Below are 13,427 nucleotides of genomic sequence, written 5' to 3'. Positions count from 1 at the left end.
AATGTCAATAGAAACTATATCATTATCGGGTAGAAAAAAGTTGGTCTCTAACAAGGAGATGACTTTTATAGAACGATTGTATCTTGTGGCGATTGTAAAAGGATTGTTTATCACGCTTAAACACTTATTCAGAAAAAAAGTGACCATTCACTACCCTGAACAAGTCCGTGAAATGAGTCCGGTTTATCGTGGTCAGCACCAATTGAAACGTGATGAACAAGGTCGTGAAAACTGTACTGCCTGCGGATTATGTGCTTTATCATGCCCTGCAGAAGCCATCACAATGAAAGCCGCTGAGCGTAAAGCAGATGAAAAACATTTGTACAGAGAAGAGAAATACGCCGAAATTTATGAAATTAACATGCTTCGTTGCATTTTCTGTGGTTTATGTGAAGAAGCCTGTCCAAAGGATGCTATTTACCTGACGACTTCAAAAGTTTTGGTACCTTCAAGCTATGAAAGAGAAGATTTCATTTTTGGAAAAGACAGATTAGTGATGCCTCTTGACGTGGCTATCAAAAATGCTCAACTTAATAATGCTAACTAAATGATACATATTCCCGATTTTGCACACGCAACAACTGTACAAATTATATTTTGTTTCTTAGCGTTTATTACGGTGATTACCGCTTTCCTGACTATTTTTAGCAGAAACCCAATTCATAGTGCTATTTATTTAGTGATTTGTTTTTTCTCTATTGCCGGTCATTATTTACTATTAAACTCTCAGTTTTTGGCTATCGTACACATCATAGTCTACTCGGGAGCGATTATGATTCTGTTCCTGTTTACGATCATGTTGATGAACCTGAACGAACAAAAAGAAGTACACCGTCCCAGAATTACTCGTTTAGGTGCAATTGTTTCTTTCTGTTTGATTTGCATAGTATTAATCACAATTTTTATCAACTCTAAACCAATTGTTGGCGAATACGATTCAACGGGTGAAGATTTCCAATCGATCAAAGTATTGGGTAAATACTTGCTGAACGAATATATGGTTCCGTTTGAATTTGCTTCAATCCTGCTTTTAGTAGCGATGATTGGAACTGTATTATTGTCTAAAAAAGAAAAATTAAATAAATAATGGGTAATATATTAAATCAAATAGGTATTGAAAATTACATCTTTTTGAGTGTTGTACTTTTCTGTATTGGTATTTTTGGTGTATTGTACAGACGAAACGCTATTATCGTTTTCATGTCTATCGAAATCATGTTGAATGCTGTTAACCTTTTATTTGTTGCTTTTTCAACTTACCATCAGGATGCTCAGGGGCAAGTCTTTGTATTCTTCTCGATGGCGGTTGCTGCGGCAGAAGTTGCAGTTGGATTGGCTATTTTAGTTTCGATCTTTAGAAATTTAGGTTCGATTAGTATCGATAATTTAAAAAATTTAAAAGGATAAATAAAAATGGATACCAATTTAGCTTTACTTTTAGTTTTATCTCCTTTTTTAGGATTTTTAATCAATGTTTTCTTTGGCAAAAGCTTAGGAAAAACCGTTTCAGGAATCATCGGAACTGCTGCTGTAGTGGTTTCTTTTGCTGTTACACTTTTCTTTTTCAATCAGGTGAGCCAAACCAAACAAGCGCTTCAGGTTACTTTATTTGACTGGATTCAAATTAGTAATTTAAAGATCAATCTTGGATTTTTATTAGATCAGTTGTCTTTACTTTGGTTGCTTTTTGTAACCGGTATCGGATCATTGATTCACTTATACTCTATCAGCTACATGCACGACGATGAGAATATGCACAAGTTTTTTGCTTATTTGAATCTGTTTGTTTTCTTCATGATTACTCTTGTAATGGGAAGTAACTTATTAGTGTTATTCATCGGTTGGGAAGGTGTTGGACTTTGTTCGTACTTATTAATTGGATTCTGGCACAAAAATCAGGATTACAATGATGCTGCGAAAAAAGCATTCATCATGAACAGAATTGGAGATTTAGGTTTATTAATCGGAATGTTTATTCTGGGCTCCATGTTCTCTACTTTAGATTATGCTACACTAAAAACTGCAATCGCAGGAGCAGCGAACTTAAACATCGCATTGCTTTCATTAGCTGCTTTATGTTTGTTTATTGGAGCTTGTGGTAAATCAGCACAAATTCCATTATACACCTGGTTGCCTGATGCGATGGCGGGACCAACTCCGGTTTCTGCATTAATTCACGCGGCAACAATGGTAACTGCCGGTATCTTCATGATCACCCGATTAAACTTTATTTTTGACCTTGCACCGGACGTTCAGACTATAATTGCTGTGATTGGAGCTGTAACTTCATTAGTTGCTGCAACTATTGGTTTGGTTCAGACCGATATCAAAAAAGTATTGGCCTACTCTACCGTTTCTCAATTAGGTTTAATGTTTCTAGCCTTAGGATTTGGTGCCTATGAAGTAGCCGTTTTTCATGTAATTACGCACGCTTTCTTCAAAGCTTGTTTATTCTTAGGATCAGGTTCTGTAATTCATGGTTTACACGGAGAGCAGGATATGCGTAAAATGGGTGGTTTGCGTAAAGCGATGCCAATCACTTTTTGGACCATGTTAATTTCATCATTAGCCATTTCAGGTGTTCCGTTTTTCTCCGGTTTCTTCTCTAAAGACGAAATTTTATTAACTGCTTTCCACCATAGCATCCCGCTTTATGTTGTAGGATCTGTTGCTTCGATCATGACAGCATTTTATATGTTCCGATTGATGTTCCTTACTTTCTTTAAAGATTTCAGAGGAACCGAAGAGCAAAAACACCACTTACATGAAAGTGACGGATTGATTACTTTTCCTTTAGTAATTTTAGCTATTCTGGCTACTTTTGGAGGATTGATCAGTTTACCTGGTAACAGCTGGTTAAATGAATACTTAGCTCCTCTTTTCACAAAAGTAGCGGGTGAAGAACACCATTTAGGTACAACAGAATATACACTGATGGGAGTTGCTGTACTAGGCGGATTATTAGGTATTTTAATTGCTTATGTGAAATACTTCAAACAAGACAATGTTCCGGAAGCGGATGAAAACATTAGCGGTTTGACAAAAGTATTGTACAACAAATATTATGTAGACGAAGCTTACGATGCAATATTCGTTGGTCCTGTTAACGCATTATCAAAATTTTTCAGAGACTATATCGAAACGGGTCTGTCTGCCCTTGTTTTTGGATTAGGAAAAGTAGCCAACGAATTGGCTTTTCAAGGTAAAAAATTACAAAACGGAAGTATCGGATTATATCTTTTTGTGTTTGTTTTAGGGCTTTGTGCCATTGTTTCCTATATATTTTTAGCTAAATAATTTTACAACTATGAACGTTTCTCTTATATTAATTATTCTTCTAATTGGTGCATTTGCCACTTACTTTGCCGGTGACAAACTAGCATCAAAAGTAGCTTTGTTCTTTAGTTTGGCGGCTTTAGGTTGTTCAATTGTTTTATTAAATCATTTTTCAGCTGGTGAGAATATCAGCCTGATCAATACCTGGATTACTCAGCCTAAAATTTCATTTGCTTTAAATGCTGATGGTTTAGGTATGGCGATGCTTTTGCTTACAGTAGCTCTAACGCCAATTATTATATTCTCTTCTTTTGGTAACGAATACAAAAATGCCAAAGGTTTTTATGCTCTAATTTTATTCATGGCTTTTGCGATGACAGGAACGTTCCTTGCAGCAGATGGTCTTTTATATTATATTTTCTGGGAGTTAGCGCTTATTCCAATTTACTTTATTGCCCTTATCTGGGGGAATGGTGATACCGAAGAACGCAGAAAAGCAGTAGTTAAATTCTTTATCTACACACTGGCAGGTTCCTTATTCATGTTAGTTGCTTTTATCTACCTGTATCAAAAAGCCGGAAGCTTCTTAATCGAAGATTTATATAAATTAAATTTATCGGCTTGCGAGCAATTATGGATTTTCTTAGCCTTCTTCTTAGCCTATGCAATCAAAATTCCGATTATTCCTTTCCATACCTGGCAGGCAAACGTATACCAAAAAGCACCAACTGTTGGAACAATGCTTTTATCAGGTATCATGCTAAAAATGGGATTGTACAGTGTTATTCGTTGGCAATTGCCACTTGCACCATTGGCTGCAAAAGAATACATGAACATCTTTATCGCTCTTGGAATTGCAGGTGTTATCTACGGATCAATTGTGGCTTTAAGACAAAAAGATCTGAAGAAATTGTTAGCTTATTCATCCCTTGCGCACGTTGGTTTAATTGCGGCAGGAACTTACACGCTGACTATTGATGGTTTACGCGGAGCTGTATTGCAAATGATTGCTCACGGTTTCGTAGTAGTAGGCTTGTTCTATGCAGCCGAAATTATCTTCAGAAGATATGAAACCAGAGAAATTTCACAATTAGGTGGTATTCGTACGCAATCTCCAAAATTCACTTCAATGTTTTTAATTTTGGTATTGGCTTCTGTAGCTTTGCCAAGTACTTTTAACTTTGTTGGAGAATTTACTGTTTTGTATAGTCTTTCTCAAATTAATATCTGGTTTGCTGTTTTAGGTGGAACTACTATTATTTTAGGAGCTTATTATATGCTTAAAATGTTTCAAAATGTAATGTTGGGAGAAACCAATTCAAAAACTTTTGCTGACGTCTCTGTTAATGAAGGAATCTCATTAGTAGCGATTATTGCAGTATTAATTTTCTTCGGATTCTATCCAAAACCTATTACAGATTTGATTACACCAAGTTTAGAAACGATTCTGAACGTTATCAATAAAAATTAAAAAATATTTTAAATAAAAATAAATTAGGGCGTCATTAGTTTTAGATTTCCTAAATCAAAAAAACAAAAATGAATACATTAATAGCTATAACAGGATTGGGTATTTTCTGCCTATTGTTTGAAATTCTTAATTTAAGAAAAGCCATTATTCCAATTACCATCGCTGGTTTATTGGGTGTTTTGGCTCTTAACTTTTACGAATTCGGATCAACAGCAAGTTACTATAACAATATGATTACAGTGAGTAAGTTCTCTGTCACATTTTCATCGTTGTTTATTGTGTTGACCATTTTCCTGGTAGCATTAAGTCATAATTTTTACGAAAATCATCCAACCAAAATCTCCGATTTCGTTGCGATCAAAGTATTTTTATTAGCCGGTGGAGTAGCTATGGTTTCTTTTGGGAACTTAGCGATGTTTTTCTTAGGAATCGAAATCCTATCTATTGCCCTTTACGTTTTGGCAGCAAGTGATCGTTTGAACTTAAAGAGTAACGAGGCTGGTATGAAATATTTCCTAATGGGATCTTTTGCCTCAGGAATTATCTTATTCGGAATCTGTTTGATTTACGGAGCGATGGGAACTTTTGATGTAGCTGAAATTCATGAAATCTCTTTATCTGCTGAATTGCCAATCTGGTTTCCAATCGGGATGATTTTAATGATTATTGGTATGTTGTTCAAAGTAGCAGCAGTTCCATTTCATTTCTGGGCACCGGATGTTTATGAAGGTTCTCCTGCATTAACAACAGCTTTAATGAGTACTTTGGCAAAAGTTGTGGCAATCGCTACGCTTTATAAATTGGTTTCTGCCTTGAATTTTATTCCATCTCTGGACAATCAGGATCTTCTAGGAACTTTTGAAACTATTGTTGTAATCGTTTCGATCGCTTCTATGACTGTTGGAAATATAATGGCATTGCGTCAGGTAAATGTAAAACGTATGCTGGCATTCTCAGGAATCTCGCATGCCGGTTTTATGTTGATGACTTTATTGACAATCGCAACATCAGCAGGTGTTTTATTGTACTATACTGCAGCTTATGCTTTGGCCGGAATCGCTGCATTTAGTGTTGTTTTATATGTGTGTAAAAATCAGGATAACGAAGATATTACCAACTTCCATGGTTTAGGAAAAACAAATCCTCTATTGGCAGCAATCCTTACAGGTTCGTTGTTGTCTATGGCCGGTATTCCGATTTTCTCTGGTTTTTTCGCCAAATTATTCTTATTCAACCAAACGATTCAGTCCGGATATATTGCTCTGGTAATTGTAGCCGTTATCAACTCAATCATTAGTGTTGGATACTATTTCAAACTAATCTTAGCGATGTACTCTAAAGAACCTAATCAGGAACGTACCGGAAAACCTTTCCTTATTTATGCCGTTGCGGTTATTTCAATTGCCTTGAACATTGCTTTAGGTTTATTCCCTTCTTTGGTTTTAGATCTTTTAAAATAAGAATTTCAATATCAAAATACGAGCCGTCAATTAAGTGTTGACGGCTTTTTTATTTAGAAGAATAACGCTTCAAAACAAATGCTCCGAATTGTTAAAAATTCTATAGGAATCAAGGCACATCAAAAAATATCGATTATATTTGATAAGTTTTTAAAACCAATTACATTATGAACTTTAATTCAAAAAATCCATTTTTAAGCAACAAGCGTTTCTCCTCTAATGCTGTTTCAAAAGCTGAAGAAGTACATCAGGCACAAATTATCGACTACAATCAGGAGATGACTTTGTCCGGTACAATCAACAAAACGGCCATCTTGTTTTTAATTTTATGCGGATCGGCTATGGTAACGTGGTGGATGGCATTTAATGGTATGAATGTGATGCTGCCTGCTATTGGTGGTGCCATCATTGGACTAATTTTAGTTATAATTTCAGCCTTCAAACCACAAGCTTCTCCTTATTTAGCTCCTGGTTATGCTTTATTTGAGGGATTATTTATTGGAGGAATTTCAGCCATTTTTGAAGCCAAATATCCCGGAATTGTAATTAATGCCGTTGGAGCAACTTTGGTAACTTTCTTAGTATGCCTTGGTTTATATAAATTTAGAATTGTAAAAGTAACCGAGCAATTTAAGTCAGTTGTTGTTGCGGCAACATTGGCCATCGCTACTTATTATTTAATTTCGTGGTTGGTTTCTTTATTCACAAGCTGGACTCCAGTTCACTATGGAAATTCAATGATGAGTATCGGAATTAGCGTTTTTGTGATTATTATTGCTGCATTAAACTTATTCTTAGACTTTGATCAGATCGAAAAAGGAGTTCAGCAAAGAATGCCAAAATTCATGGAATGGTATGGCGCAATGGGACTAATTATTACATTAGTTTGGTTGTACATTGAATTCTTACGACTATTATCAAAATTATCAAGCAAAGATTAATTCTTTCTTTTTCTCATAACCAAAGCCTTTTGAATATCTCAAAAGGCTTTTTTTTATATTCTTACCCCTTGAATGACTACTCCAAGTTAACCGCTTTTAGCATGCTTTAAAACTTCATCTGATCAATACTCCGGAATTTACAAACATCTTTCTCTAATACTTCTTTTTTTCATCTCAAAAGGTATCAGCAGCTGTAGAAAAGGTGGCTTTTAAATCAAAAAATGGAGCCTTTTTATCTCTATAACATAAATTACTCAAAATGTTATAAATCTGTATTTTCGTTTTATTGCCTTTATTTTTTCCTCTCAGTAACGCTCACAAATGCAATAAAAATGCTACTTCACAAAACCCATCTCATTTATGCAATAAATTACAATTAATGCAATTTATTACATTATCAATATTCAAAAGCATAATTTTTTATTGTTTTTACTTTTTTATAACAAATATTTTACACATATCGAAAAATACCATATTTTTGTGTAATCGATTACAAATTTGTTTATTGAAGCAATACCCAAAAAATCACAAGAAACTTTATTAACCAAAAAACCACAATTATGAAAAAAAACCTACTCATTCTCCTGCTTTTACTGCTTACAATACCCCTTTGGGCACAACAAGTTCAAATTACCGAATCCTCGGGCTGGCTCGAATCGGCTTTTGTTAAATGGCAACCTGTGAGCAATGCACAAACCTACAATGTGTATTACTCCGGCAACGGAATCACCGATCAAAAAATTGACGATCAATTGATCCGAAGTTACGGAAGCTATTTTCGCGCAGACATACCGGGTCTAAAAGCGGGATCTTATATGGTTAAAATCAAACCGGTCATTTCGGGTGCAGAAGGTACTGGTTCAACAACAGGTTCGTTAACCGTTGCTGCCCAAGACCGTAATGGATTTGCTTTTGAAGGCGGACGAGTTCCGGGAGGTTACAAAGCTGACGGAACTCCGAAAGACAACGCCGTTATTTTATACATCACACAAAATACCAAAAACACTATTTCGATGAATATTACGGGAGCTAGTGCAAACCCATGCGTTGGTTTACAAAACATATTGTACGCCATCAAAAAAGGAAAAGATACACGTCCGTTTATCATTCGTTTAATTGGAAATATTACTGACCTATCTGTGATGGAAGGCGGAGATGTTGTTATTGAAAATGCTAACAATGCGGCCAGTTACCTAACGATTGAAGGAATAGGAAATGATGCTGTTGCCAATGGCTGGGGTGTGCGTTTGAAATCGGCATCGAACATAGAGGTAAGTAATCTTGGTTTTATGAACTGTAACAGTACCGCGGGTGATAATGTGGGCATGCAGCAAGACAATGACCACGTTTGGGTACACAACTGTGATTTATTCTATGGAAACGCAGGAAGCGATGCTGATCAAATAAAAGGAGACGGAGCTTTAGACAATAAGACCTCAACTTACATTACCCTGTCTTACAATCACTTTTGGGACAATGGAAAAGCAAGTCTTTTGGGTCTAAGCGAAGGTACTACGACAGGGCTTTACATTACGTATCATCACAACTGGTTCGATCACTCAGACTCTCGTCATCCTCGTGTTCGTTATTATTCTGCCCACATTTACAACAACTATTTTGATGGTGTTGCCAAATACGGTTCGGGTTCTACATTAGGATCTTCTTTATTCGTAGAAGGAAATTATTTCCGCAACAGTAAACATCCGATGTTAACTTCTTTACAGGGAACGGATATCTGGGACGAAACCAATCAGGTAAATAATGCCGGAACTATGGGGACATTCTCAGGTGAAGCGGGAGGATCAATTAAAGCCTTCAACAATACCTTTGATGCTTCAAACGGAACAAACAGCATGCGTTTTGTAGCCTACAATGATCCTAATCCAGTATACAATATTTCAGGAAAAATTAGCTCTACAACCGATTTCGATGCCTATGTTGCTACGACAAGGGGCGAAACAGTAAGCAGTTCTGTTAAATCTAAATCCGGAGCCAATACCTATAATAATTTTGATACCGATGCTGCTCTGTACGTAAAAAATTTAACAATCGAACAACCGGCAACCGCTAAAACAAAGGTAACTCAATATGCCGGACGTGTTTCCGGAGGTGACTTAAAATGGACGTTTGATAATAGTATTGATGATACGTCGTCATTAGTAATCACAGCACTTAAATCGGCACTTACCAATTATACAGGAACTTTGGTTGCTGTACAGGGTGAAGGCAATCCGCCTGCAAGTTCTCAAACCCTAACTTCAACTGCCAATAACAATCAAACTGTGACAAGCGGTACTGCTATTGGAACAATTGTTTTCACTTGGGGAGGAAATGCAACAGATGCTACAGTTACAGGATTGCCAGCTTCAGGAATTAGTTTTGTAAAAAATACCAGTGCCAAAACGATCACCATTACCGGAACACCTACCGCAACAGTTTCTTACTCTATCGCAACTACCGGAACGGGAACTCCGGCAACGGGCTCAGGAACCATTACGGTAACAGCAGCGGGATCGCAAACACTTACATCCACAAACAATAACAGTCAAACGGTTGCCAGTGGAAACGCAATTGCAACGATTGTTTTCACCTGGGGAGGAAATGCAACAGATGCTACAGTTACAGGATTGCCAGCTTCAGGAATTAGTTTTGTAAAAAATACCAGTGCCAAAACGATCACGATTACAGGAACTCCAACCGCCAATGTTTCTTACTCTATCGCAACTACCGGAACCGGAACACCTGCAACGGGTTCAGGAACTATTACCATTACTACCGGAACACCTGCCGGAGACGAGATTCATAATTTTACAACATCCGGAAAAACGAGTTCATTTTACACCATTACTGGAAATATGAATTCAACTAACGGATCTGTGACCTATGCGGGATTAACTCTCACCGCACGTCTAAAAATTGAATCTAGTACTTCCATTACCTATACTACTACGAGTCCTTCTACTCTGACATTGGTTTTCGACTCTAACTTTACAGGAACGATCAAAGTTAATAATGTTTCGTATACTGCATCGGCCGGAATTGTAACGGCTTCCATTCCCGCAGGTTCAAATACGATCACAAAAGGATCTGTTGCTAATTTATTCTACATCAGTACAGAATACAATAATGGAAGCACGTTACGAAAAGCTCAAACAGCTGAAATTGCTGCAGAATCAAAAACTTCAAAAGTGATTTTATATCCGAATCCTGTTTCTAATGTTTTATACTTCTCCGAATCAGCCCAAACTATAGAAAAAGTTCAGGTATACAATATGTCAGGAACTTTAGTAAAAAGCGTTGGCAAAAATGTGGAAAGCATTGATGTAAGTAATTTAATTTCGGGTACCTATTTAGTAAAAGTTTATACGAATGAAGGCTCGTTTAGTCAAACTGTTCTAAAAAAATAAAGTACTGCAATGCTCCATAACTTAAAAAAGGCTTCCAAATTTGGAAGCCTTTTATACTTTATAACTTTATTAAACAGCTGCTACAAATCAAATTTAATTCCTTGTGCCAAAGGCAGACTTGTTGTATAATTGATTGTATTGGTCTGACGGCGCATGTAAATTTTCCAGGCATCAGATCCTGACTCACGACCTCCTCCGGTTTCTTTTTCTCCACCAAAAGCACCTCCAATTTCAGCACCTGAAGTTCCGATATTTACATTCGCAATTCCGCAATCAGAACCCACTACTGATAAAAATCTTTCGGCTTCACGCAAATTATTGGTCATAATAGCCGATGATAATCCCTGAGCAACTCCGTTTTGAAGTTCGATCGCGTTATCAACATCACCTGAATATTTAATTAAGTACAGAACAGGAGCAAATGTCTCGTGCTGTACAATTTCAAATGAATTCTGAGCCTCTGCAATTGCAGGTTTTACATAACAGCCGCTTTCGTAACCTTCTCCGGAAAGAACTCCTCCTTCTACTAATATATTTCCTCCTTCGGCAACCACTTTGTTCAAAGCAAGCGCATACATTTCTACTGCATGTGTATCAATAAGCGGTCCAACGTGATTGTTTTCGTCTAATGGGTTACCAATTCTTAGTTGTTTATAAGCCGCAACCAAAGCCTCTTTTACTTTATCGTAAATACTTTCGTGAATGATTAATCGGCGAGTTGATGTGCAACGTTGTCCGGCTGTACCTACGGCTCCGAAAACAGCACCAATAACGGTCATTTTAATATCGGCATCCGGAGTAACGATGATCGCATTATTTCCTCCTAATTCTAACAATGACTTTCCTAAACGTCCTGCTACAGCCTGCGCTACAATTTTCCCCATTCGGGTTGAACCTGTAGCCGAAACTAACGGTACTCTGGTATCCGCAGTCATTAATTCTCCTATTTTGTAATCTCCGTTTATCAAACAAGAGATTCCTTCCGGTAAATTGTTTTCTTTGATCACCTGAGCGATAATGTTCTGACAGGCAATTCCGCAAAGAGGTGTTTTTTCAGAAGGTTTCCAAACGCAAACATCTCCCGAAATCCAAGCCAAAGCTGTGTTCCATGACCAAACCGCTACCGGAAAGTTAAATGCAGAAATGATTCCGACAACTCCTAATGAATGGTATTGCTCGTACATACGATGTCCCGGTCTTTCTGAATGCATTGTTAATCCGTGAAGCTGACGTGATAAACCAACGGCAAAATCACAAATGTCAATCATTTCCTGTACTTCACCGTAACCTTCCTGCAATGATTTACCCATTTCATAAGAAACCAACTTACCAAGCGCTTCTTTATTCTCACGAAGCTTTTGTCCAAACTGACGCACAATCTCTCCACGTTGTGGTGCAGGAATTAAACGAAAACTTTTAAAAGCCTCTGTAGCTGCCTGCATTACTTTTTCATAATCCTGAGGCGTTGACATTTTTACTGATGCTATTAATTTTCCATCAACCGGTGAAAAACTGTCTAAAACTTCTCCTGAAGAAAAATTCTCCAGCCCTGTTGATGTCCCTTCGTTTATCGATTTGATGCCCAATTTTTCCAGAGCCTCATTCATTCCAAACTGTGATGCTATTGTTGTCATTGTAACTTTTTTTGTTAAAATTGTTATATTTTTATGTAAAGATATTATTTCGGACCGAAAATAGACCAAACTAATTTGTTAAAATCAGGTAAATTTAGCTTTAATTAAAATGAATTACAGCTTTCTGTCATGATTTATTCGTTTGAATTGATGAAATTTGTGGCACTAAAATTACTGCAATATGTCTATTTTCAACCGGTTTTTAATCTGTTTTCTTTTAATTTCAATTCCTGTCTTTTCTCAAAAAGAACCAAAATCTTCCTTTCAGGTAGTGCCGTTAGGTATAAAAGGAGGAATAGACGAAAAGAATCTTTCAGCCTATTTAGTTGCCCCAACACATACCAATGATTTTATCTGCTTAGATGCCGGAACTGTGAATGCCGGAATTGAAAAAGCAATTGAAAACAAAACTTTTAAAGTTTCTACCAGCGAAGTATTGCGAAAATATATTAAAGGTTATTTTATTTCTCATGCACATTTAGATCATGTTTCGGGTTTGATAATAAACTCTCCGGCGGATTCTTCCAAGACAGTTTATGCTACTGAGAAATGTATGGAAATGATGGAGAATCATTATTTCAACGATCAGACCTGGGCTAACTTTGGAGATAAAGGTCCCGGAGCTCCATTAAAAAAGTATCATTTCCAGACTTTAAATATCGGAGAAGAAATTCCGGTTACCAATACAACGATGACGGCAAAAGCATTTCCGTTAAGTCATGTGAATCCGTTTGAAAGCACTGCCTTCTTAATTAAAAATGGAGAATCGTATATACTCTATTTGGGCGATACCGGCCCTGATGCAGTAGAGAAAAGCGATAAATTAAAATCTCTTTGGACGGCAGTTGCACCTCTCATCAAAAGCAAACAATTAAAAGGTATTTTTATTGAGGTTTCCTTTCCAAATGAACAGCCGGATCAGTTTTTATTTGGACATTTGACTCCAAATTACCTCATAAAAGAGCTTCATGTTTTGGAAGAATTAGCCGGAAAAGGTACTTTGAATGGTTTTCCTATTATTGTGACGCACCTGAAACCACCTGTTAAGAATATTGTGAAACTTAAAGAACAGCTGCAAAAACAAAACGATCTAAAGGTTAAGATTATCTATCCTGAACAAGGAAAAAGATTTGAATTGTAGTATTTAAACTTATTCAACCCGACAGGTTTTTGAAACCGGATTTTCTTTTAACACATAGAAACATAGGTTCTGTAGCCATGTAAAGAGTCGTTTCACT

Annotated in this window: 10 protein-coding genes; 9 read left to right on the top strand and 1 reads right to left on the bottom strand. The window is 36.7% G+C overall.

Annotated features, from left to right (window positions below):
* The first annotated feature begins 1 nt into the window (after position 1).
* The 8 genes from ACAM30_RS09155 (at position 2) to ACAM30_RS09120 (ending at position 10,555) form a co-directional block, all read left to right on the top strand.
* Positions 2-547: an NADH-quinone oxidoreductase subunit I gene (locus ACAM30_RS09155; protein ID WP_369618209.1), complete on the top strand. Its 546-nt coding sequence runs from the start codon at positions 2-4 to the stop codon at positions 545-547.
* Entirely contained in the window at positions 548-1,087 is a 540-nt protein-coding gene (locus ACAM30_RS09150; RefSeq protein WP_369618208.1) for an NADH-quinone oxidoreductase subunit J, read from the top strand.
* Positions 1,087-1,407 (top strand): NADH-quinone oxidoreductase subunit NuoK, encoded by a 321-nt coding sequence (gene nuoK / locus ACAM30_RS09145; RefSeq protein WP_017494599.1) that lies wholly within the window; start codon positions 1,087-1,089, stop codon positions 1,405-1,407. Before ACAM30_RS09150 ends, nuoK begins: the two co-directional genes overlap by 1 nt.
* A gap of 6 nt (positions 1,408-1,413) precedes the next feature.
* Positions 1,414-3,297, top strand: coding sequence for an NADH-quinone oxidoreductase subunit L (gene nuoL / locus ACAM30_RS09140; protein WP_369618207.1), 1,884 nt, complete (start codon positions 1,414-1,416; stop codon positions 3,295-3,297).
* Positions 3,298-3,307: 10 nt separating this feature from the next.
* The gene (locus ACAM30_RS09135) at positions 3,308-4,747 is read left to right on the top strand and encodes a NuoM family protein (protein ID WP_369618206.1); all 1,440 of its coding nucleotides are present in this window, start codon (positions 3,308-3,310) and stop codon (positions 4,745-4,747) included.
* Between the two features lie 68 nt (positions 4,748-4,815).
* Positions 4,816-6,207, top strand: a complete 1,392-nt coding sequence (locus tag ACAM30_RS09130; protein WP_369618205.1) for an NADH-quinone oxidoreductase subunit N — start codon at positions 4,816-4,818, stop codon at positions 6,205-6,207.
* Positions 6,208-6,374: 167 nt separating this feature from the next.
* Positions 6,375-7,148, top strand: coding sequence for a Bax inhibitor-1/YccA family protein (locus tag ACAM30_RS09125; protein ID WP_089076711.1), 774 nt, complete (start codon positions 6,375-6,377; stop codon positions 7,146-7,148).
* Positions 7,149-7,708: 560 nt separating this feature from the next.
* The gene (locus tag ACAM30_RS09120) at positions 7,709-10,555 is read left to right on the top strand and encodes a T9SS type A sorting domain-containing protein (RefSeq protein WP_369618204.1); all 2,847 of its coding nucleotides are present in this window, start codon (positions 7,709-7,711) and stop codon (positions 10,553-10,555) included.
* An 80-nt stretch (positions 10,556-10,635) separates the two neighbouring features.
* Here the strand turns inward: ACAM30_RS09120 and ACAM30_RS09115 are convergent, their stop codons facing one another.
* Positions 10,636-12,189, bottom strand: coding sequence for an aldehyde dehydrogenase family protein (locus ACAM30_RS09115; RefSeq protein ID WP_369618203.1), 1,554 nt, complete (start codon positions 12,187-12,189; stop codon positions 10,636-10,638).
* 181 nt (positions 12,190-12,370) lie between these two features.
* Here ACAM30_RS09115 and ACAM30_RS09110 point away from each other — a divergent pair, with 181 nt between their 5' ends.
* On the top strand, positions 12,371-13,330 hold the full coding sequence (locus tag ACAM30_RS09110; protein ID WP_369618202.1) for an MBL fold metallo-hydrolase: 960 nt from the start codon (positions 12,371-12,373) through the stop codon (positions 13,328-13,330).
* Positions 13,331-13,427 lie beyond the last annotated feature (97 nt).

It is taken from the genome of Flavobacterium sp. CFS9 (assembly GCF_041154745.1).
In the GTDB taxonomy this organism is placed as follows: Bacteria; Bacteroidota; Bacteroidia; order Flavobacteriales; family Flavobacteriaceae; genus Flavobacterium.
The sequence above is the reverse complement of the archived record's forward strand: the minus strand, read 5'-3'. Positions and strand labels throughout refer to the sequence as shown.